At 40.3% G+C, this 25,952-nt stretch carries 8 protein-coding genes; all 8 read right to left on the bottom strand.

Annotation, left to right across the window (positions count from 1 at the left end):
- Positions 1 to 248 precede the first annotated feature (248 nt).
- The 8 genes from ABJH98_RS12525 to ABJH98_RS12560 are packed head-to-tail and all read right to left on the bottom strand — an operon-like array spanning position 249 to position 25,942.
- Positions 249 to 1,286: a hypothetical protein gene (locus ABJH98_RS12525; RefSeq protein ID WP_348308033.1), complete on the bottom strand. Its 1,038-nt coding sequence runs from the start codon at positions 1,284 to 1,286 to the stop codon at positions 249 to 251.
- Positions 1,287 to 1,291: 5 nt separating this feature from the next.
- Positions 1,292 to 5,227 carry a hypothetical protein gene (locus ABJH98_RS12530; RefSeq protein ID WP_348308034.1) on the bottom strand — a complete coding sequence of 1,312 codons (3,936 nt, stop codon included), beginning with the start codon at positions 5,225 to 5,227 and terminating at the stop codon, positions 1,292 to 1,294.
- Positions 5,228 to 5,236: 9 nt separating this feature from the next.
- Positions 5,237 to 10,309, bottom strand: a complete 5,073-nt coding sequence (locus ABJH98_RS12535; RefSeq protein ID WP_348308035.1) for a hypothetical protein — start codon at positions 10,307 to 10,309, stop codon at positions 5,237 to 5,239.
- Between the two features lie 2 nt (positions 10,310 to 10,311).
- Positions 10,312 to 12,015: a hypothetical protein gene (locus tag ABJH98_RS12540; protein WP_348308036.1), complete on the bottom strand. Its 1,704-nt coding sequence runs from the start codon at positions 12,013 to 12,015 to the stop codon at positions 10,312 to 10,314.
- A gap of 14 nt (positions 12,016 to 12,029) precedes the next feature.
- Positions 12,030 to 13,424, bottom strand: a complete 1,395-nt coding sequence (locus tag ABJH98_RS12545; protein ID WP_348308037.1) for a PorP/SprF family type IX secretion system membrane protein — start codon at positions 13,422 to 13,424, stop codon at positions 12,030 to 12,032.
- A gap of 3 nt (positions 13,425 to 13,427) precedes the next feature.
- The gene (locus tag ABJH98_RS12550; protein ID WP_348308038.1) at positions 13,428 to 18,017 is read right to left on the bottom strand and encodes a PKD domain-containing protein; all 4,590 of its coding nucleotides are present in this window, start codon (positions 18,015 to 18,017) and stop codon (positions 13,428 to 13,430) included.
- A gap of 30 nt (positions 18,018 to 18,047) precedes the next feature.
- Positions 18,048 to 19,220 carry a zinc metalloprotease gene (locus ABJH98_RS12555; protein WP_348308039.1) on the bottom strand — a complete coding sequence of 391 codons (1,173 nt, stop codon included), beginning with the start codon at positions 19,218 to 19,220 and terminating at the stop codon, positions 18,048 to 18,050.
- Positions 19,217 to 25,942 carry a PKD domain-containing protein gene (locus tag ABJH98_RS12560; RefSeq protein ID WP_348308040.1) on the bottom strand — a complete coding sequence of 2,242 codons (6,726 nt, stop codon included), beginning with the start codon at positions 25,940 to 25,942 and terminating at the stop codon, positions 19,217 to 19,219. The genes ABJH98_RS12555 and ABJH98_RS12560 overlap by 4 nt, the downstream gene beginning before the upstream one ends.
- Between the last annotated feature and the right edge of the window lie 10 nt (positions 25,943 to 25,952).

A 25,952-nucleotide genomic window follows, 5' to 3' on the forward strand; every position in this document is an offset into this window, starting at 1 on the left:
CCACCGTGATTGTAATGAAATATAGCTCTCCAAAGAGATTCGCTTTATATTTTTCGGACATGAATACAAGATAGAAGCTGCGTATGTGTATTACAAATACTTTTGGAAATCAGCACGCTTTACAAAAGCGCGCCAGTGGGTATGGTCTCTTATCTTGTAGCGGTTGGCCATAGATGATAAAGATAGAAAACTCGCATTTCAAATGCTAAAGAAGGTTTCAGTCGCAATGCAATTGCGACCGAGCGGGTTTACACTTGTTCGAAAATATGAAGCGTGTTATTATGATCAAGAATATACATGCGGTCATTGTGGAATTTTGGCATATGACAGTCTGATGTTATACCCAATTCTGGAAGAGCAATAACCTCCTGATACGACCCATCGGAAGGGTTAAATTTAATCAAGTAGGATGGATTCGCATCCATGATGGTCCAAAGACCATCATCATACCATACTAATTGACTAATGGGGCCAATATCCTGACGGCCAGATTTCATAATATAATCGAAACTCACTTGATAGATGATCTCACCACTTTTGCAGTTTATTTTATTGAGATATCCGCCTGATGTAGTATAAATAAATCCACTATGAACCAAGCCTCTACTTTGTGCAGTGTCTAACTTCGCATGCCATTGTATCTCACCTGAATCAACGGCAATACAAACCACTGACAAACCAGCCAGCGCATAAATATTTTGGCTGTCTGTATAAATGTTGGAAAGCTCCGCTTTAATGGTTTCTTCGTCATCTCCGTAAGCGCACATATCAGAGAGATGGATTTGCCAGATGTCATTGCTATTCATATCAAAACATCCAACAACTCCATTTCTACCCTTTGTAGAGATAAAGACACCTCCCTTCCAGTACTTAACATTACCAAAACCAATATCAATTGGATATTTATTCTGTAGAGATAGAGTTTTTAAAGAAATCTTCAAAAAGTACTCATTTTCATTGTACTCTCCATAACATAAATACTCTCCTGCATGCTGATGACCTTTAATGTGCAACACATAAGGCAATTGTTCAACGTCTCCAGAGAATCGATCTACAGCATAAGATTTATCCCCGTGAATAGTAGTAAATATTATGTGCTTCTCTGCCATTATAAAATCATATGCACTGAAGTCCTTGAAAGAAATCTCATCTCCTTTATCAATTGGAGTAAAACTTAAATAACTTTCATTGATAGATCCTTTAAGCAGAAATAGCTTATCGTCAAATATCTGATAGTGATGAATAACTTCAGGTATCTGATTAATTATACGAAATTGAACGGACATACTTTTTAAATAACTTCAAAAATAGATTTGAAGATAGTATCATTTTCTAATCCTTGAAGTAGTTTTTTAGATTTATTTGCTTGATTTAATAACCCAAAATCGTCACCTAAAAGTTTTTTAACCTGCTCAAGTGGTATGTTATCAAGCTCTTGAATTGGATTTTCTCCTTTTTTAAGTGCAGCGAGCACTTGATCTTTCAGATTATCTGCATCAATTCCATCAGATTTCTTAAAGAACCATTTCAACTCGCCTAGTTCTTCCATCTTACCTAGATCCTTGAGAAATTGCCCTTTAAAATTTGACGCATTAAACTTTCTCCAATTTTTTAATTCGGCTCTAATAGGTTTTCCAAATTTATTTTCGAACACAATATCGTAAATACGCTTTCCCCCATCAAAATCAGATGCCTCAAACTTTAAAATTTTCTTGATATTTCCAGAACTAAGCATCTGATCACTGAATTCTAACACAAACTTATGCCCTACATTTTTGGTCCATTGTTCGCCAAGCTCCTTGAGTACTTTATCCATACCAGGGACATCTTTGAATCGATGAATCATTGGAAGCCATTTAGTTCTGAATACATTTCGACCCGTGAAGCCAATTATTTTATCTAAATGTTCTCTGTTTGTTGGAAATTTATCAAATACCTCATCAAATTGTTTCTTCAAGATCTCAAATGCTGGCTTATCAAATCGATCCAACTTTTTAGAATCTTCTAGAAAAGCAGTAAGCCTTTTGAATTCCTTTAACTCTGACAAACTTTCTATCATTTCCTGAAGACGGCTCATTCCCTTGCCTGTCTTAGAAATACCTCCTGTAATAAACATAGATGCCACAGAGACCACTGTTTTTCCTCCAGCATGTTTCAGTTTCTCATCATCATTTAAGGTTTCATTCAATTCTTTACTTACGCCATCAACCAAGGCACTCATTCCTTCTGCCGTAAAGACTTGTTTAAAGGCTTGGCGTTGTTCATTGTCGGTCATAATTCCATACATTGATCTGATAGCCATAGGAATTCCTACTACTTCATCAATAATCCCATCTACTGGACCAGCCGCAAGTGGATCCATTTTTGCATACTCTGGCCAGCCGGGTCTATCATTTGCTTTGCTCCACCAGTGAGCTTGTGACATTTGACCATCTTTCCAAACGGTCTTACTCGCTTTTTGTGTAGTTTGAACCACTTCCACAAAGGCTCCAATTTTTTGACTGAAAATAGATTTTAGAGCTTGACTAAAGGAGCTAAACATGTCGTGTGTTGCTACAGATTCCAAATCTTCTATAACCTGCCTTCTCAACTCTTCAACATTAACATCTATTCCTCGCGCCAAAGCATCTTGCTTTCTCAATTCAACAAACTCGGAAAGAAAACTTTCAGAAGCTTCAATGTTTAAATAAGCTCTTCCTTTAGACTCATCAATATGAATCTTTAAATTCAATTCTGCCTGATCAATGTTCGTCAAACCTTCTGTGCTGAGTGTCCCAGAATATCCGAGATTGTTTGTGAGATTAACTGCAATTTTCACATCAGAGAAAAACTCATTTTTTAGCTTATTGTTAACTTCTTTGACTACATCTTCGAAATTTTCATTCTGGGCATAAGAAAAACTAAAATCTGTCTTAAAGTCTAAAGGATTAATTTGTTGCTCTAAACAATTTAGCACTTCTTGATAAAGTTGATCTATATATTTAATAGACAAGTCTGAATTCTGCCATTGACAGTTTAGTAGTGAATCAAGTGTTTCTAGTTCATTTGTACATCTCCATTCACTCTCATCTACAAAGGTAATTTTCAGACCTGCCTCATCCTCTGGCCTAGACCCACCAGATGACTCTCTCATAGTAAGATTAAGATTGGATGTTTTTTGATCGTAAAATATGCTGATACATTTTAAGCTAGGAGCATTGATTGTAAATGCAGTAGCATTAAAAGTCCCGAATTCTACACTTTTATGAGTTGTAGTTTCTATCTCTGTAAGACTATTATTTTCCTGACAGGCCTTACAATGTAATATAGCAAGTACATCTTCATTACTCATGTTCAACTCTTTTGCCTTTGCCTGGATATAACTGAAGATATCTTTGGAAGGCACACTGGAATTAAGAGCATCACTTGGAGTACTCCCATCCTCACTAAAAACATCCATCATCACACTCCCCGGAATATTAACCAACGTATAGACCTTGTATGGTCTATCTCCTATGCCTTTTGGCTTGCCTGCTTTGGCTCGGTTTAGATAACCTTCCGAACTCAAGTCTTGGCTATAGTTGATCACTACAAATGGAGGATCATCCATGGCAGCAAGATTGGTACTCAATTCCGCTTCGAATTCCTCTTTTCCTTTGAAATGTACCAGAGGATTGATGTAATAGTTTTCATTTTTTAATGTTGGCTTTTGATTGTTTGGTTCTGGCCTTGCCGCAGCGGATAGTTCGTAGCTCTCATGTTTTGATGCAAACTCAGCATCTGCCAATTGTACCAAATGCGTATTGAGATAATTAAAAATTACATCTTTGATTTTCTGATCTCTCTCTGTTCTATTGAGTCCTGAAGCCACCAATTCAATTACCAATGAGGAGATATTATCGCCCATATTATTGAGCAATGTCTCAAACCTTTTGGGATCTTCCACCAAGATGTCAATAAAGGCAGCCATATTGACTTGTTGTAAAACATCGACCAGATGCCCCTTGAATTTTCTTAATTTTTCAAAGCCCTCGGCTCGTACGGGATTACCATAAAATTTGACTGTATCCTCACCTGTTAATACTTGTGGTTGCTCATAAGCACTAAAAAGTGGGTTGCTGTTAGTCTCAAGCGGATAGTTTGCCGCTTCTATTTTCTGCAATTGACTTTGAAGCTCGGAATCATAGCCTGGACTGGCAGCTTCCAACGAATCGATTTTGGCTTTGGTCTGATCGAGCTTGGTCTGCAAGGCTTCATACAGCAATGTTTTAACAATGTCTTTCCAATCCAAATTGAAATCTACAGACTTGAGGAAGATATGGGTGTTTTTGTTTCCGGCGCTAGCCGTTACTTTCCACTGGCCGGCTTGTGGGGCGAGCGTTAGCTGATGACCACTAGTCTCAAATTCTGCATCGGATGGATCCAGACTCCAAGTCACACTTTTGTTTGGGGCCTGACCGTCTTTATCTTCCACCTGAAGAACAGTGGGTTTGTCTTTGTCATAAGCCACTTCCAGTTCTTCCCCTGTGCGATAGAGTGTGCCCGCATGTAGAATTGACAAGTCCTCACGCAGACTGCCGTCCATTTCATCGTGTAGCGCGCCTACGCCATTGTATAAGGACAACTTCATATGCGACGCCATATTTTTCCGCTCTGGTACTGTAGTATTCAAAGCAAAAAATGGATTGTCAGCATCCATCGTTTTGAGGTTGTACTTTTTGGATTTCACATCGTCTGATGTCTCTACCGTACAGGACACGGCATACCCACTTTCGTTGTTTCCACTGACATCCATCTTCACCAAGATGTATGGAGGAATAAGGTTGGCCGACCCTTCAGCCAAAAAACCATTGAATGAATTGATATAAAACTTATTGTCTGGATTAGCTATTTCGGGCAGGAAGTACACCTTCACTCCCGTCTTAGTCGTCAGTGCATTTACCCCTTCGGCCAGCATGCCACCTTGGCCATTGGTATTGTCATTAATCAATTCCTGAAGCTCTGGATATTTTTCCAACCCGTCTTTGGCTTTGGCAAAAATGCTTCCCATTTCTGCTTCATGCTGACCCGTATAGGTAGCAAAAGAAATAGCTGCCCAGTCTAAGAAGGCTTCGACAACACCTTTCATCTGCTCTTCTGTTTGCTCGTCGGATGCCGTTCCGTCTTGTCCCTGTGAAGTCCAAGGAGTCAACCCCAGCAGGAGGAAGAGCAATATTGAAATGATTTTTTGGTTGAATGGTTTTCTCATCATCACGAATTATAAGCTCATACTTAAACTTGAATTGAAATTTTTCTTGAAACACAAGACCTTGACATGGCCTCTGACATTGCCTTCCAGTCTGGTAGGCGATGGTATGAATATCATGGCCAAATCACCCCGCACAAAAATGTCGACCAGCGTAAATCTCTTCCAACCACTATAGCCGATGAGTTTTTTGGTTTGGTAGTTGACATCCAGTGTGGCCCATAGGTCTACCCAAACGCCTGCCTTGGCAATGGCAAAATTGGGTTTGTACTGCACGGCGGCCACTACCCCAAAAGCAACTCCAGCTGAAGCTTCGACATTAAACTTGACCACCCAAAGGTTGACCGTTGGGCTTTTAGCCTCAATCGAGTAAGACACTCCCAGCCCAAGCTCCGCAATATTTTGATTGACATCCAACCAGCCTGTAGGCGACCAACCCACACAGCCAGGCACGAAAATGAGTCGGTCATTACGATTTCCTAAAGCCACCCGCCATTGCCCTGGCTTCACATCTACCGTCAGATTTCCACTCGCACAAACTGCCTCATTCTTCAAGTCTACTCGTGCATACCCTAAGAAATGTTCCTCCGCAGAATTGTAACTGATATGAACTATCCCTTGGATAGCAGCAGATTTATCTCCTTCCAATACGGAGTTGTTTTTGGCGAGCATTTGGGCGTTACCCTCCAGGGATACGGTATAGTCTCCGTTGGTTTTAGAGTTGATCTCGCCGGCTAGTTGCAATCGCATGGTACTACCTCCACCCTGGTCGAACATGACCATATTGAGATAAGCGCCATATTTCATTCCAGCATCTGGCACAATGACCCCAGAAGGTTGCTCGCTCATGTGATGATATAGCCTACCCGTCAGTCCTACCAACTGCACAATTCCCAAATTGACCGGCTTGCTTAATTCTTTAGGTTCTTTACCTAGGACGTCACCTGGTTGTCGAGCTTCGCTGCCACCGCCCACAGGATCAATTTGGCAGAACCAATAGTTAATATCACCTTTTTTACCATTGAAATACAAAGCTTGTAGCTCGAATGGTTTAGGCACTTTCACCTTCATCACCACATCGCCAGACCAAACATCGCCGAACATGACGTCGTCAGGTGTATAATTGATATAGCCATCCAACGTGACCACTGGGGTGTTGAGCAATACTCGAACTGGGTCAGTAGCAAAAATATCTTTGGCATTTCCAGAAGCCAGTTTGCCTCCGATGTCCACAAAATCTATTGGGATTTGAGAATCACCCAAGCCAACATTCAAGACTTCATTGGCATACTTAGATGCAATCTCATTGGCCTTATCATTGACCGCATCTTTGATCGCATTTTTTATCAGTTCATCAATGTGAGAGGCAATATCATGAGCAACTGCACCCGGATCTATGTTGCTCACAAAATCTGTCGCTAAGGCCTGCACAGTAGAGGATAGTTTGTCCGGGCTCACCATGTTGAGCGCATCTTTGCCTATGTCGGTGACCACATCGGTCATTCCTGAGCCTGCACCGCTTGCCAATGCTCCCAGATCCATATCGCCTCCTTCGAACATCGTATAGACTATTTCAGAGCCTTGTTCAATGATCAGATTGTTGACTCTTCCTGTCACTCCATCATCGAGAAGGGTAACTATGGGTAGTGTGATGTTGTCTTGTACTGATTTGTGGAAGGAATCAGTGATTTCTTTTTTGATTGAATTTGCGGAGTACGTAGCAATCTCAGTGATCGGTCCAACCACATCAATCTTATCATTTTGTAGTTTAGATATCAGCTCATCAGCTACAGTCTTGATAATGGCGTCGATTTTTGACTCCATCTCTTCAATGGCATTTTGCTCTACTCCATCAATTTTGCCAGTGACTTCATCTCTGATTTTTCCTACTTCGGATTCTATCTTCTGGGTAATGGGTTGAGCGATAATCGCCACTACACCAGTGACTAACTCATTGAATTGCTCTTGTTGGTCTGGCGAAAGTTTGTCAAATAACCCACCGCTACGATTCATCTGCGCCTCACCCGGATCGAAACCAGGGCCAGCGTAAATTTCTGTAACATCAAAGGCCTGTGCATTCCCACCAGCCAATAAGCTCTTTTTCAAATTTTCTGCACTAGCAACAGCACCTTCTTTGCCTTCTAGCAGCTTGCTCTGCAAACTGGCTTCTGCAGCTTCAAATTCGGCTACTGCATTGGCTATCTGTTCTTCTGGTGTTTCTTCGGGAATGATGCTTTCGCCAGAAACCACCTGATCTTTAGGAAGATAGGCATTAGCCTTCAGGCTATACACATTTACCTGGGGGGCGCCTGCACCACCTGCCACATCATTTCCAAGCTGAACATCTAGCGTGCTCGCAAAGGAATAATAGCCTTCACCACTACCAGCGCCAACGGTATGCAAGATGACTGGATACCCACTCATATTGGCATTGAGTCGATTGGTCAGTGGAAGTGATCCATTTTTGGTATTGAATCCAATGCTATAATCACCCCAAGCTTTAAACCCAATCAACGAGTTCATTTGAACACCTAAAGCAGGCCAATCTATATCGATGGTCATATTTAGGCGGTTGTTGTCGGCAAAGACTGCTCTATTGATGACAATATGAAGCTCTTGCTCTCCAGCCCCTTCATTGAAGGTAAAAGCAGTTTCATCCAAATCGTCTAAGTAGCCACTTCTGAAACCCAGATTGGAAATAGGTATGGTAAAAGTGAAAGGGTCATCCACACTTACCACAGGAATCATCATTTCGCCCGTAATCCATGACTCACCAGTGACTCTACTATTTTCAATATTCAGAAGTATTTCATTGAGTTGGGATGGGAAAGTATTGAATTTTCCTTTGTCATTTTCCACAAATTTCTCCTGAATTTTAAAATTCAAACCGCCACTTGTGACCCATGCCTTTTTATATCCATTCGCTTCAAGTGAATAGTGTTTGCTCAATGTGGCATCCAAGATCACTTGACCAGAAGCATCCACATTCGAATTGTAGCGCAATTCAAAATCATTGAAATAAACCCCTTTCCAATCCTTTTGACTATCAAAACGGTCAGGTGAAGCTGTTTCCGATAAATCAATGGTTAAAAATGAGGTCCTCAAATCCATACGAGCTTGATTGAGTACGGATATATGATTATAAATCTGAGGGTCTTCATTTTCCATATAGAAGATCTGCTCTTCTCGGAAAAATGGCATAGTCACAGGTTTGTTATCCTGTGTGCCCATCACATTATCTGGCAAAACCACATGACCATTGAATACAAAACGATAGTCATTGCTGTTGACATAGATTTCAGAAGAAGTGAATAAGTCTAGGGTGAATTTGTAGGGGTCAAGCAGTTCATAGGTATTTTCTTCTTTAAGACCAAGCGCACCGTTTACTTTAAATTCATTGTAATTCACCCACTCTTTTTCAGTAGTGACTACTGCCTTTTCGTTAGCTGTAGTAGCAAATGGCAAGTCCCATGTCACATCTCCATAAGCTGAAATCCCAGTCTTATCCACACGATATCTCTCGAGATTAAAATAGGCTTCCTGGTTGCTTTCTACTTCCGGAGCAAGCTCCGTTACTAATGGCTGTTCCAAATCGTGGAAAAACTCACCTTCATCAAGGACGAAATAGCCGCCATTGTCTTTGAGTTTAATTCCTTTGAATCGCACATCTACCCAGCTATCAGATCCCGGAGAAAACCGGATGCGTCCATATCCGCATAAGCTGTCGAGATCAGCATTGGATATTGCGTCTACCCATACCTTGTGACCACCAGCATAAAATCGTTCGACCAGCGGAGGGCCATAAAAAACACCTGCGTCACTCCTTCCAATTTCTTGATCATCCGTATAGGCTATGACCCGCCAGATGTACTTTTTTGTAATTTCAGGTTGCTGGGTGATATTAGCTTTTCTATCATAAGTTTTGCTTGAAGGCAATATTTCTCTCTCATACCAGAGTTGATCAAAATGAATATCTTCATCTGGGGTAACAGTATCGTCCATTTCCCCGATTTCGATCCGGTAACTCACCCATTGACCTGGGATCATGTTATCTACACTCGACCATTCGACCATAGGCACTTCTCGCCTTCGAAACCCACCTTCTTCTTTAGGAAAAATGAGGTCTATATGACCTCCATCTGGCCATCCATAATAAAAATGACAGAACTCGCTATACCCATCATTTTTAAAAGTGTCTTTTCCTTCAGGATCAAAAGACTGAATTCGATAGACATAATGCTTCCCTATTTCCAGCATAGGGTCGGCTGGGCCATAGATGTAAGTCGTTGATGATTGTGGTTCGGACTGAAAAATCTGTAATGCCTGCCCGTTGGCTACCACTGAAAGTGGATCAGCAGTACCATCGAGCATTTCCCAAATTGTGAGTTGATGGGTAGTACCCATTGTAGCGTTAGGCGACTGGGTATTAAACAATTGCCATTGAATAGGAATTTGAACATTCTTGGGGTCGATGAATTTCCCACATTGTGGACTTATAATTCGTGCGGTTTCATTGAGCTGCAACCAAGCAGAAGTACAAGATTTTCTAGACAGCACATCTCCAGTTTGATAATCTAAAACCTCTAAACAGAATGAATAAAAGCCTTCTGGGATTTTACCTGATCGAATCAATTCATTTCGAGATTGACCCTCTATCACAAGATTGTTGTAGTCGAAGTATGGTGCCCAATCTTCGCTGGATACTTGAACTGGGGTACCGGGAGTGACAGTGATCGGCGCGGCTGGAATAAAGTAAGGGGAAGTAGTAAGCCGAATGTCATTGCTTTCGATAGTCAGCCTGAATCGAAAATCCCATTGAGGTTCATTAAAATCATTAAAAAGTACTGTTGCCGTCAGATGGTTATTGCCTGGCTCAGTATAATCACTCAAAAACAAGGAATAAGGTGTCCCTAATATTGGGGTCACATCTGCAGGGTATCTGAGCACCTGTCCATGACTTACAAATGCCGTCAACAGACAAAACAAGCCAAAACTCATGACCATCAATTTTTTGATGCAGGAATTTCTACTTGAAGAAGTGGTTTCCATTTGATTTTGTAGATTTAGATTGGTTTTTCTCTTCATGATTATAACCTATAACTATAATTGATTCCACCTCTGATTTCATTAATCACAGTAGCATCTTCTGCTTTCAAATTTTTATTGAGGTAATACACATTAATTGAAACATTGTGCTTTTTCCCTATTCTACACGAATTGACCCAGCGAACATTGGACACTAAGCTTTCAAGATTTCCTTCTAAGTAGGTATTGAGCAAACTTGCCGACCAGGTACTTCTCACCCGATCACTAAAAAATGATCTGCCCAATGTAAAAATCGGGCCTGTTGTTACATTGCTAATTTCCAGGGATTGGCTTTTGTTGTAGGTATATGATAATCCCACAGACCATCCTTGGCCGATCCTCATCTGATGCCCAGCTGTCACATTGAAGAATGTAGATGAAGTATTTTCGCTATCTGAAGCATCCTGAAGTGTAGTGGATAGAAACAAACTGTGGTTGAGGCCAATTTCCTTATTGGTTTGATAAGTCAGGTTGACAGTACCACTTCGGGTCAATTGGAAAAATTCTAAGGAATCGACCAAAATGTCTGCTTGCAATTGTGATTGTTTCGTGCTGGAATTGAAATTGGAATAATTGACATTGACATTAAACTTTTCACTGGCAGCGTAGTTTACATTGCTGGAAAAGATGACTCGCGCTACATCAGCCGTTAATTGATTATCCAGATTGTTTTTTTGTACGCCAGCATTGAGTGCAATATTTATTCTTTGCTTAAACATTCCCCAGGCTATCCCGCCTGAGATATCCCTTAAATCATTGTTGAGAAAAGAGGAACCCATGGTTTGAAACCCAGGGTCAATTTTTCTATAGCTCAAATTGAGCTGATAGTTATTGGCATTGTATTGAATTTTGGATTTAACCGCTGCGTTATAATCCGACGACAGATTAGGTGTGAATAATGAACCCAAATTGTTGACAAATGTAAAATCGTCAATGGTCTCGGATTCCAATCTGGTATCTCTTGTGTACATGCTGTAAGCATATTCCAATTGGAATGATATGCGACGACCTATTTTGTGGTTAGTATTAAAACCTAGAACTAAATTTTCTTCTGGCGTTACATCTACTTCGTCGGTAATCTCTATGGAATGCTCGTCATCTTTTGCTCGAAACATGATCAAATCCACATTGTGTTTTTCTCTACCCAATCCAAGTTTTACCCCAAAACCTTTCCTTCTGAACGTGGGCTCTGCAAACACGAGCCCTTCCTGAGCCGACTTCGCTACTGGTTTAGCAAATTGACCATACATCGTACTTACTCTCCAGAATGAATCCTTAGGCTCGACTTCTACACCAGCTCCTAAAAATAAATTTCCCGCCAAGGTATAATCTGAGAAGTTCATACTTCTGTATCCTAAATGCAGAGTAACTGCCTTGTATTTTGGGCTTAGCCCAAATTGATTAAAAGGTTGTGGCTGCGCAAAATTCTTGTTTTGCTGACTGATTGTAAACGAAAATGGAATACTCAGGACTCCATAGATATCAAAATTGATATTGGCACTCAGCATCCAGAAAAATGGATCTCGTCTATTTTCTATCCCAGAAACATGGTATAGCGTACTGTTCGCATTGAATCCACCACTGACTTTGACTGGTTTCTCCTGAATCACCTGCTCAATATCCTGAGCAAAGGATACTTCATGAAGTGATCCCAGGATTATCCAAGAGGTGGTTATAATGAACGCTATATTTTTTATACGGGTCAAAAGCTGGCTGGTATTTAGTCTTGAGATTGATACACCCAAGGAGTACCTACTATGTAATCGTGAACTTTATTTTCATTTAAGGCTTTAATCTTATTTTGGGCTTCTTCTGGACTATGTAGTGTTCCGGAATAGATCAGATACCATGTTTTCTTTGCATTTTGAGTTATTCTGGATTCCGTATCAGTTTCTCTCTTGATCATACGCTGAAATGTCTTTGCTTCTTGAAAATCCCTGGTAGCACCTATCACTAAATAGTATTCATGATCAGGATCAAATGTCTCATTACTTTCTAAGTCAACAGCTGAACTTTTAATCAACTGCTCTAACTCCTTTCTATGCTCCTGCATCATACTTCTCACCAGTGCCAATTCTTTACTCTGCTCCTCAACTTCTTCTTTAAGCTGACGGTTCTTTTGTTCAAGTGCATCGTATTTTTCTTGATTGGCCAGATGATGATCCGAAGTATAAATAGGTGAAAAGTTGGTCTCTTGCGCTGCAGTAGATTTGCCACCGCCTATTTTATTCAGACGCAAGCCAATGGTAAATTCATGAGATCCTTTTCCAAGTTCTCTGATCTTCTTCGTCGGAACTTCATAAGAATAACCTACGATGAATTTATCATCAATCGCAAAGCCCATGGAAAAATTGGTGCCTATTTGCGTACGGTAGGCAACCCCAGCCCATAATTTGCTCTGATAATTGATGTTTGCAGATATATCGAATTGTGGAGACAACCCTTGAGCCACTCGCATTAAAACTATGGGCGTAAGTGTGAAACTTCTGCCCAAGTCAAAATCATATTGAATTGTGGTCGTATAATGCCTTATCAAACTAAAATCCAGGGTTTTAAAATCTGCTGCATTCTCATGGTTAATTTCATTTTGAAATAGCTGTGTAACTGCAAACCCAAATAGAAGTTTATTGTAGCCATACTTAATCCCAATATTTCCATCCAACACACTTTTATTATCAACATCATTGAGGAGTGTTGGGTCATCTGGACTATCCGAATTGATTCGATCAAAATAGATTCGATTCTGAAGCACACCAAGAGATGCTCCAAGTGTCAGATGTTGCTGCTCCGAAAGGTCAATTTTATATGAATAGCTCCCCATCAAATTGAGTCTTCCCAATATATTGGTGATGTCATTGAATAAAATGATTCCTAGCCCCATATTTTCATTATTCAATGCTCCATCAATAGAAAAAGCTTGTGTCTCAGGGGCACCTGGGATTCCCGTCCACTGTTTTCTATAAGTAAGAAATGCTCTAGCCTGAATATCGCTTCCTGCAAATGCTGGATTTAACAAATATGGATTTACATAATACTGACTAAACAATGGGGTCTGCTGAGCTTGTGCAGACCATCCCAATCCAAAAACAACCAATAGAATTAATATCGCTCTCATCACTTATCTATTTCTAATTATGGTAATAGCTCCTTTATAGGCCTGATCTGATTCATCAAAAGTGATGATGTAATAATAAGTGCCATCAGGCAGAATATCAGCGCCCGCAGTACCTTGCCAATCATTTTGATAGCCTTTCTTTTCATACACTAATTTTCCCCATCTATCGAATACCACCACATTCACTGAACCAAAGGTTTCTACATTTTCAATCGTCCAGGAATCGTTCATTCCATTGCCATCTGGGGTTAATACATTGGTTGGAACTATTTTATAATCCTCTAATACTTCTACCTGAATTTCATCCGTATCGATGCAGCCGTATTCGTTGGATACTGTTAGTTCATAAATGGTGGTGATGGCCGGACTAGCAAAAGGATTGTAAATATTCGGGTTGTCCAATGACTCATGTGGTGTCCATTCGTAGAAGTTGCCTCCACTCCCTTGCAACTGAACCGCATATCCAAGGCTGACCGTGGTATCATTTCCAGCAAATGCTTCAGGTAAATGGTATACTGTAGCTTTCTGCGACACAGAATCCTTACATCCATTGATAGTAGAAACTATTAGTTTGACATCGTAATTTCCAGGTAAGCTATAGTTATGCCTTGGGCTGATCGATACGGAAGAATTGCCGTCTCCAAATTCCCAGGTATGAGTCAATGACCCACCAGATGAAGATTGGTTATCAAAAGTGACTTCATTTTCAAAGCAAGCATTGGTCACAGAAAAATCAGCCATAGGAAACTCATAAACCGTCACTTGTTTAGTGACTTGATCGGTACATCCATCTTCGGAAGTAACATTGAGCTCAACTGTATATTCTCCATCATTCAAATATTGTTTCACAGGCGTGGCCATATTTGAATTTGAGCCATCGCCAAAGTCCCAGGCATAAGTCAACCCTCTTGTAGGGCTAATAGAAGACAAATTTTCAAAAGCACTTGGATAACCATCACAGACATCTTCGACTTCAAAATCTGCAACTGGTTTTGGGTTCACTTCTATATCTGTTGAATAGGCTTGTTCGCATCCATGATAAGTACTAGCAGACAAGGACACGGTAAAAACTCCTTTGCGATCGTATAGATGTCTAGGGTTAATATCTGTGCTGTTGGTACCATCTCCAAAGTCCCATGAATAATTGATCTCGCTGGAAGAAATGGTGGTAAGATTTGTAAAAGAAACTTCAATATTCTCACACACATTTTCGGCTGAAAAGTTGGTACTTGGCACTGGATTCACAATCACGTTGTCCGTAAAAGTATCAGTACACCCTTCATCTGTGCTAATTTCAAGCGTAACGTCATAGGATTCAATGGCAGAATAATTATGATTCGGGTCAGTGACTGTGGAGCTATTTCCATCTCCAAAATCCCAGGCATATGAGAGTAAACCGCCTCCATTATCAGACGTATCCTCAAATTCCACATCTTCACCTAAACAAACATTCTCTACATTGAATCCCGCTACCGGCTTGTTGTGTACAGTGATGGTTTGAATATCTTCAGCCACACAGCTCCCGTCTGTGGATTCTACAGTCAAACTCACGATATAATCTCCATCGCTTGCATATGTGTGCGATGGGTTACTATCTGTGGACTGATAGCCATCTCCAAAATTCCAGGTGTAAAAAATGCCTCCATCGCTGATTGAGCTATTGTTATCAAAAGCCAAAGTTTCTTCCTCGCAGTGATCTTCCGCATCGAACGTCGCCACAGGCATTTCATAAATAGTTACCAACTGACTGATTTCATCCGAACAATTTTGATCTGAAGTGACTACCAGAACTACCTCGTATTCGCCAAAATCTGAATACACATAATCAGGATCGGCATCCGTAGCCGAAGCGCCATCTCCAAAATCCCATGCATAAGCATCGACACTACCTGAAGCTATTGTGGACACATCTGTAAACTCTGATTCACTACCAAAACAGACCTCTTCGAAACTAAAATCAGCGGTTGGATTTGGATGAACTGTTACGGATTGATTAGCTGAATTTTCACATCCTATGTCGCTGGTCATTGTGAGTTCGACCTGAAAAGAACCGTCATCAGGAAAAGTAAAATCAGGGTCGTAATCGTCGGATGAAGAACCGTCACCAAAATCCCAGAATGCATCTTCCAAAGATCCAGAAGAAATTGTAGAAGTATTGGTTAATTCAGTTGTAATCTCATGACATACTTCTGTATTTGTAAAAGACACCACAGGCAATGGATGAATATTCACTACATAAGCAGGAGTCTCCTTTTCCAAACAAACACCATTCTGCACAAAAACTTTGTATTCTGTGGTTTCAGTTAGATCCGAAAAGGTTTCTGAAGTAGTTGTATTAGTAATATCAGTCCAGCCATCTAGGTCGTTTCCAAACTGCCACTTATTCACACTCCCTATGGCACCAGTAAGCTCCAGTGTACCATCCGCCTGATCGATACATAAATCAGTTGGTCCAGAGATTTCCCCAGCCACGGTGTTTTCATCGACTTCCACCTGTACTAGGTTTCCAACTTCCGCATCGCAAACGCCACTTTTCACAACAGCTCGATAGTAGGTAGTTGTCAATAAATCTTCGTATTCAAGGGTTGTTGTTTCATTGTTAATAGTAGACCAAGGTTCAAGACCATTTAATGAAGACTCCCAATATTGTACCTCACCCACATTTCCTGAAATTGACAAACTCCCGCTATTATCAGATTTACAAACCGTGGTCGCTCCACTTAACAGTCCAGTTTCTGTTTCAGGAATAGAAGTAATGGTAGCCACAGAAGAATAAGTTTGGCTGCATGCTCCATTTTTCACAACGGCTCGATAGTAGGTAGTAGCTGTCAGATCGGTGTAATCCAAACTATTCGCGGTATTGGCTATTGAGCCAAATCCAGAAGTAGCATCGACTGTAGAAGATTGCCATTCCAGTATGCTCCCGTTATTGCCAGTCAGCTCAAGTGTTCCATTATTATTATTGAAACATGCATCAGCTGAACCTGAGAGTGAACCGCCTTCAGATAATTCATCTATTTGTACAAAAACAGAAGCTGAAAACACCTCGCCGCATGCTCCACTTTTGACAACCGCTCGATAATAGGTACTTTCAGGTAGGTCCTCAAAATCCAATGAAGTGGTCGTATTAGATATAGAAGACCATGGCGTCGCATCTTTCAATGAGCTTTCCCATCTTATCACATCTCCAGTATGTCCACTCAAATTGAGTGAACCTGGCGTGTCATCATCTTCACACAGAGCAGACACATCTGCAACTGTTCCGCCTACCGAAGTAGGGTCTACTACTACTGATTGCTCTAGAATTGATTCGCAATTAAATCCTGAAGTTACCGTCAGTCTTACCAAGTAAGTATTTGCCAATGCATAGAGATGAGTAGGGTTAGTATCTGTTGAACTACCTCCATCACCAAAATCCCATTCATAAGTCATGCTTCCAGCAGAAATAGTTGATAGGTTAGTGAATGCCACATTTGTACCATCACAGGTTTCAGTGAATGAAAAATTCACCACTGGTAAAGGGTTCACATTTACATTTTCAGAATAGGTTGCAACACAGTTGTTATTTGAAGTCACCGTCAGCACAACAAGATAGGTACCTGGGCTGTCGTAATCGTGCGAAGGGTCTTGTAAAGTTGATGTTGCACTTCCATCACCAAAATCCCAGACATAAGTGAGTGTGCCAACATCTACATTCGATGTATTCGTAAAATCCATGGACTCACCAAAACACACATCGTCTACCGTGAAACCAGGCGTAACTTTAGGATGAACTGAAACAGTTTGATTGGCTTGAGTTTCACACCCCTTATCGGAAGTGACTTGCAATAACACATCATAATCACCATAAGTGGCATAAAGGTGTGTTGGGTTGATTTGGGTAGAAGAGGAGCCATCATCGAAGGTCCATTCATAACTCATGCTTCCACTTGCTATTTGAGAATTGTTAGTAAAAACAGATTCATTTTCTTCGCATACATGGTCAAAATCAAAGTCTACGACTGCTTCTGGGTGAATTGTTACTTCCTCTTCATAGACCGTTACACACAAATCCAAACTCGTAGCAGTCAATGAAACCGTGTAAGTACCAGGACTTGCATAAGTATTTGAAGCATCAGTGGTAGTTGCGGAATTGCCATCACCAAAGTCCCAAGCATAGTTATCAATCACTCCTGGTGCAGGAATGGAAGAAGTATTCGTGAAATTGATAGCTGTACTTTCACATTGATCAGCTGAGGTTATGTTGAACCCAACATCTGGTTTTGGGTGAACTATTACGTTTGTTGAAAAAACATCAAAATCGCCATCGTCGTCTTGCACAGTTAAGGTCACATTGAAAGTTCCTGAATAGGCAAAAACATGTCGAGGGTCGGACAATACAGATCCATTCCCGTCTTTAAAATCCCATTGGTAGGTAACTATTGACCCTGCTGAAGTAGAAGAAGTATTTGTGAATATGGTCTCTTCCCCCTCACATACCGTGGTCGCGGTAAAACCAGCAGTAGCCACAAAAGCGTCTCCTTCATTCCCTTTTGCTGATAAGTGCTGATATACGGTTGCAAACAACCCTATCATAAAGATTGTTTTCAGCATTCTTTTCCCTGTTCGCTTCAATCGCATTTCTTATTCTTTGAGTATAAATTTTGTAGCATACACTTGATATTGGGTTTGATAGTAGGCGATGTACAAGCCTACCGACCATTGTCCATCAGCCAGTATTGGCAACTCTGGTTGATTGACTGTCCTGCTAAAAAGTATTCGACCCGCGCTATTTACCAATATGAGTTCCCCTGTACTTGTAATATTTTCCAAGTAAATCTCATTGACACCTTGACCTTTCTGGTAGAATCGAATTTTTCCAAGTCCTGAAAGTTCATTTTTCACATTCAAGACTGTTGCTTTTCTAAACAATTGTGGTTTATACTGAGTGAGCATACTTCTCATTACTCGAACTTGACCTATTGTGAAAAAATTTAAGCAATCATCATCAGCCAAATTCATGAAGTTTTGAACCATATCTTTAGAATCACAAGAGCTTTGATCCACATCACAACCTGCTAATGCCTTGTCTTGTAAGGGTGTATCCACAATACCATCATCAGACTCGCATCCCCCATTCCCCCACAAATGAGACATTCCCAAATAATGTCCCATCTCATGGGTAAGCGTTCTTCCGAGATGGTAAGGTTCTTTAGCCGTGCCTTCCTCTCCAACATTTTCATAGTGGATTGCTATTCCATCGAATTGAGATGATACACCCACTGAAGAGGCATAACCTAAAAGTCCAGGAGCCAAAGGTGCAATCCAAATATTGAGGTATTTGGTAGGATCCCAGCCATCCACCCCTCCTGCAGAACTATCATGCAAGTCATTATTTGAAAAAACCGTCGACTCTGTTTTTGTCCGAGTAATACCATCAGTAGGTCTATTGCCCGGATCGACATCTGCCAAAACGAAAGTTAGTTTAGCATCAGTTGCTAATGGTTTAAATTCCTCATCTGTATTCGATGCATCCGCATTGTATCTCCTAAAATCATTGTTCAAAACTGAAAGCTGACTCCATATTTGTTGGTCACTTATGTTCTGGAGATCTGTATGATACACCACATGAAATACTACTGGAATTACATAAATGGATTCCGAGTCTTCTTCTATTCTAAATGTTGTTTTTGATTCAATTGCAGGAATTGTTTTACAAGTTCTACCATTGATTTGCTGCCTACCAAAGGCGTTAGCCAATAGTAGAAATATCGCAACAGATGCCAATAAAAACCTTTGGATGAAGCTTAATATCATTTCTTAATTAATCTTATCAGTTTGGTTTTTTTGCCCACCGATGCTCTCATAAAATAGACTCCACTTGGATAATCAGAGAGATTAAAAACTATACTCTCGTCCGAAGAGTGAACAACTGTATTGTATTGTAAAACTCCGAGGATATCGAAAATCCCAATAGTGATATCGGATGGACTGGTTAACTCAATATCAAATTCTGTAAATGCATCAATAGGGTTTGGAAACACGCTAGCCTTAATAAAATCAGTGTACTTGGCCAATGCTATTTCTTCATCAGGAATTGTTTTGGCGAATCGTATGGTCAAATCTTTCGACAAGGTATCAGTGCAAACTTCATTGGAAGCCACAAACATCACTGAAAATTCTCCTTCCCTTAGGTATTGATGTTGAGGGTTTTCAAGATTACTTATTGCTCCATCTCCAAAGTCCCAGTAGAACGCAGTTGGATCTGGTTCTGACAGTTGTGCAAACTGAATGGTGTCTCCTCTGTCACCAATTGAAGAGGATAAAAACCCAGCTTTAATTCTTTTATCTGTTTCTATTATTTTGATGGTATCACTTTCTGAACACCCAAATTGATCGCTCACTTTTACCCAATAACTACCAAAGCCATCCGCGGTTAATTCTTTGGTGTCTGCCAAGAAACCTTGGTCTGAATACCATTCATAAATCATAGATTCAAGCCCAGCATCAAGCACAAAGTCTGAGTCGGAACAAGCAATTCTATCTTCGCCAATGCCCAAACTAATCTTTTCAGATATCTCAATTTGGATTTCATCACTTGTGGAACATCCATCTTCATTTGTAACGGTAACACTATACAGCCCCGCAGCTCCAATTTCCAATTGATTAGCTATAGAAAAATCTGACCAAACATGATCGTTTAATTCATCGCCCGTATTTAGAGTCAATGTTTCGCCATAACAAATAGTCTGATCAAGTCCCAGGTCAATTTCCGGGCTTTCATTGATAGTCACGTCAACTTCTTGATAATTGGTGCAACCAAAACCGTTGCTAACCAAAACAGAGTAAGTCCCTGAACTAGAAACATCGATAGACCGTTCAGTAGAACCTGTTGACCAGTCGTAATTGTCACCATCTTTTCCGGCGTCTAGTACCACTTCATCACAAGCAGCCACCTGATCTTCCAAATCAATTTCTGGAATAGGATCAAATAAAATTTCGACCTCTTCTAAAAATGCACATCCTAAATCTGTTATTAATTCAACCGAATATAAGCCAGCCTCGACTACTTGGATGGATGGTTCTGTAACACCTGTAGACCATAAATAGTCGACTGCTTGATCATGCGTAGCGTCCAGTGTAATTATTTCACCATTACAATCGACTATTTCACCCCCCAAATCTATTTCTGGGACTTCATTTATTTGAACTTCTACAACGTCTGAATTGATACACAAATCAGTACTTATCGTAGTCAGTCCGTAAGAGCCTGAATCATCCACAGTAATGGTTTCGGTATTTTCCCCCGTGCTCCAATCATAATAAACACCGGTGATATTAGGGTCTAGTACTACTTGCCCACAAGCTTCCATTTCATCTCCCAGATCAGGTTGTTCACCATTTCTAAATGACACATAAATCTGCTCTTCTAGTTTACATCCAGATGAATGAGTTACAGCCACCGTATATAGTCCTTCATTTTCTACGGTCAAAGTCTGATTGGTTGTGTTGTTTGACCATCGGTAGGTACTTCCATCATTTTCTGCATCAAGCAAGATCGAAGTATTACAGGTATAGATATCGTCTCCAAAATCGAGGACTGGAGATTCGTTTATTTCCAAAGACTTACCGATACTTGCCTGGCATCCTTCTTCAGAAATGGCTGTAAGCTGTACTGTGTAAGATCCAGACTCAGCTATGGAATGTGCTGGGTCTTCTTCCATAGAAGAACTTCCATCTCCAAAAGACCAATAATAGGATAAATCACTTGCATCGCTGATTGTTGATTTATTTTCAACTTCAAGTGACTCTCCTTCACAGCCGTCAGATATAGTAAAATTAGTACTAGGTAATGGGTTTATAATTACACTTTGAGTTTGGCTATTCGTACATCCATGGTCTGAGGTGCCGGTCAACTTCACCGAGTATGACTTAGCAGTACCAAATACTTTTTTAGGATTGGTTTGAATAGCATGAGTTCCATCTCCAAAAGACCAAGAATAAGAAACATCTTCTCCTGAGTCAATACTAGATAGGTTTGTAAACTCTCCCAAATCACCTCTACAATCACCTTCGTATGTAAAATCAATAGTTGGAACGTCATTGATTTCTATATTTATCTCTTCAATTATTTTACATCCAGCTACATTCTCCACTTCTACTGAATAGGTACCCGTGGCATTCACTTCAATAGTTTTTGTAGTTTCTCCAGTAGACCAGAGATAGGTTGAACCAAAATTAAGTGCATCAAGTACAGCGGGTGACCCTTGGCATTGGACGATATCAGCACCTAAGTTCAAAACAGGTAATTCTTCAAAATCAAGGACAACACTTCCTGACCCCGGACAGCCATTTCCATCTATAATCTGAACACTATAAGTTCCAGAAGAAGTCACCTCTATTTGCTGAGTAGATTCACCGGTTGACCAGGCATAGGTTGCCCCTGCAAAAAAACCAGCATCAATCGTTTCTGAACCACACACCAACCGATCACTACCCAGATCGACAGCAACAGGAGAATTCAAGCTAACCGAGAAGTTTTTTTCTGATGCACATCCAGTTGATGAATAAATCGACAAGGTATAATCGCCCTCTTCGGATATACTAATCGTTTGATTGGTAGATATTACCTCGTCAAGGTCGTTTTTCCATTCGTAGGTCGATCCTACATTTTTCGCATCCAAATCCATCTGATCTCCACACGTTATTAAACTTTCAGAGAGTTCTATTTTTGGAAGTTCGTTGATATGAACTGACTTAGAGACGGATGCTTCGCAGCCACTAGAATTAGTAATAACCAACTCAATATCGAAATCACCTGAAGTGGTATATGCTATGCTAGAACTGACACCTGTACCTGTCAATCCGTTTCCATAATTCCATGAATAGGAAGCACCAGTGATTGCTGGTGCTAGCAGATCAATACTTTCACCAACACAGGCGTCAGCAACCGTAAAGTCAGGAACTGGAAATGCATCAATTTCCAAATCATAAGCTTGGCTATAGGAACACCCCTCTGAAGTAAGTACAGATAAAGAAACTGTATAAGTCCCTTCTGAATCATACGACTTCGTAGGATGTTGCTCATTTGAAATTGGGCTTCCGTCCCCGAAATCCCATTCGTACGCTGCGATGCTACTCGCTGGTTCTGTTACAAATGAATAATTGCTAAAAAGAATATCTTCGCCGACACAAATTCCAATTTCAGGCCTATAAAAATCAACTACCGCAGGTTTATAAAAGTTAACCATGGACTCTGCTGCTGCAAAACAAGAAGACTTAGTCACTTCTACCCGATACCTTCCCGATTCACTTATTTCAACTGTTTGATTCGTTCCGATATTTGATCCATCTGATAAATCATACCATTGGTAATCAGCACCAATTACTCCCGCATCTAAATCCATAGTCTCACCCGCACACAATTGCTCATCACTCACGGTTACGACAAACTCTGGATCGATTTGTACAATTACCTCATCGGTAACTTCGCAAGAGCCAACTCCAGAAACTGTATATTCAACCTCCATGCGATAGGTTCCAGCCTCATCTACAAACAATGTCTGGTCAGTCTCGTCCATTAACTCCCCCTCATTATGGAACCAAGCGTAAGTTTCAGAAATACTACTACTAGAAGCCATAGGATGAGTGAGCTCAGCTTCCAAATTTCCTTCTTTGCAAAAGGTAATATCATCACCCAGATCTATAGGGTCAAAGACAAAAATGCTTACCACTTCTTCATTTTGACATTGTAGCGGAGCAGGTCCCAAAATATTTACACTATATAATCCACCTTGATCGACAAGAACAGTTTGTGAATTGGATAAAATCAATCCATCGCTATTTGTCCATTCAAATGAACTTCCCACTGGCAGGTATTTATCCGTGCCATCTTCAGGGTCAATTACAAACTCTGATTCACAAGTTACTATGGGTGACATGTTAAAAGTGGGTCGCTTAGCTGGTGAAATAGTTTGAGTAATGGTAGCATCACACCCAAATGAAGACTCTATATATAGCGTCACATCACGTTCGGTATCATCAGTATAGATGTGCGACACTTCATCCCCTTCATCAGTTCCATCATGAAAAGTCCATTCATACAATGATATTTCATCATATAGAATAGATGAATTACTGACAAATAAAGCAGGATCGTCTACACAAGCATTGACAATTACAAAATCAGCTACTGGCTCGGGGTGAATATTGTGTGTTCTTGTGATTTTGTTTTGACAACCGTTCTTGGAAGTACGGGTGAGATCTACTTGATAAATGCCAGGTACAGTATACAAATACTCAGGTTCGAATTCTGTAGAAGTGGACCCATCACCAAAATCCCATAAATAAGTAAGGTTAGGATCGGAATCTAGAATGGAGGTTTCATTGGTAAACTTTGCGACTTCATCTAAACAAATATCTGTCTCATCGATGGTGAAACCACCTATGGGATCAGGAAAAACTGTGACAGTATGAGTGATTTCATCAGTACATCCATGCACATCTGAGGTTACAAAAAGATTGACATCATAATCTCCCTTGCCAGCATATTGATGAAGAGGTGTTTGTTCAAAAGAATTTTCAGCGTCATCGAAATTCCAAACATAAGATAAATCAGAAGCATCGGAGATGTAGGTTGTGTTATTGAAAGTAACGATTTCACCAACGCAGACATCATCATCATAAATATTCTTGAATTGAGGCTCAAAAACAGCCACTGGCTTTGGCTTGATAAATATATCATGGGAAACAGAGTCCCTGCAGCCACTAGTTTCGAACACCATTTCGAGCTTGACCGGCAAGATTCCATCTATCCCCGTATACAAGTGATCAAAAGATACAGGCGCATTAAATAAATTCTTGGTTGTATCCTTTTTACCATCTCCATAGGTCCAAATAAATGATCGTCGAGTTCCAAAGCTTTCATCGTTATTTACTGTAATGGTATCAGCGATCACTACATCAAATTGTGCCGTTTCTTCTCTACAAACATCGGCAAAAGTAAAATCGAACTCAGGAATTGGAGCTATCGCATAACTCACTGTGTCTGAACTCGTGCATTGATGCTCTGAAGTCACCTTAACAGCAATTCTTTTATGTCCGTAGACATCATAAGTCCAATGACGTACGGCTTGATCAGGATCGCCATCGGATGTTACTCCTGCATCACCGAAATCCCAAACGTAGGATGGGCTAGACATCGTTCCTCCTTCATCATTTGTCCCAGGATGTGAGTATTCTACTTCTTGTCCAAAGCAAATAGTGGTGGTAGGTGAAGCATTGATTACCTTGACTGGGGAAGGTTTTGAGTTTAAAATAAAATGTGAATTTGACTCACAACCTGCTGTACTTCTAGCAAGCACTTCAAAGTCACCTATATTTTCTTCTGAAATCTCAATTTGAAATTGAGATACCACATTGTCATCAGGATAGGTGAACTCAGCATAATATAGAGTTGTACCTAAGGAATCATACGGTTCAATTTCCAACAATTCTCCTTCACAAATGTCAAAGTTGTAATTGTTGATATCTCTGGTGAAATCTTCGTAATCATTAGATGCTGAAGCTGTATATCCGATCTTCGGCGTCGTGTCGCAAGTTTTTGAAGCAATAGCGAAACCATAATTAATACCCGCTTCCAAGGCAATATCTCCTGAATAAATAAATGTGTCACCTACTTTGGTTCCACCTAATCTTTGCCAGGATTGCAAACTGTCTTTTGACATGTAAATAGCTAATTCATCTGTACCCATAGGATCCAACTCTTCATCTGTATGTTGGAAATAAATACCATCAATATCTACTTGCTCTCCACAGACTAATGAGTAGTTTCTTAATGCCGCATAGCCATTGCCGACATTCGTCAATTCTCCATGCGTCCGCCTTACCAAAATATCCTCGAATTGTCCGTCAACTACATTTATCCCTAGCCCAATTCCCATGATGTCGGCTGGATTATCTCCAGCATTTTGAATGGATTTTTCTACTTGAAGAAACCCTCCATTACTGGTTGAAACTTTTGTGTTTCCTTTTTTTATGGATGAGTAAGAAACAACTCCTGAAGTGGTATTTGTTTCTTCTAATAAGCATAGCTTACCTCCATTCAATTTCAAATCGCCAGACGTTAGCATAAGGGTATCCTTAATGAAATTTTTATTTTCTATTACTAAGTCATTAGTTGGTTTATCAATTTCAAGTACTCTAAACTTAACACCATCGTTCCCTTTAATTGTTTGAAGCTCGCTTCCAGTAAATTTTATTTTACCCATCACAAAATCCTTATCAGAGATTGTGGCATTAGAACTAGTCGCATTGTTTACGAAGTCTCCTTGTATTTCTAACTCTCCACCAATAGTTAACCTTTCGATTTCCGAAGTAGAATTATCTGTATAACTGCCAGAAATAAACATTTTAGCTCCTTCAGGAATAAATATTTCTACATCCTTATTGACCATGTTTGTTTGTGCCAAGCATAAGGAAGACAGCAACCATCCCATGAGGCCTAAACTGAACTTGAGTATCAAATTCGATGGAATCATTATCAAATAA

The sequence above is a fragment of the Reichenbachiella sp. genome, from assembly GCF_039969095.1.
In the GTDB taxonomy this organism is placed as follows: Bacteria; Bacteroidota; Bacteroidia; order Cytophagales; family Cyclobacteriaceae; genus Reichenbachiella.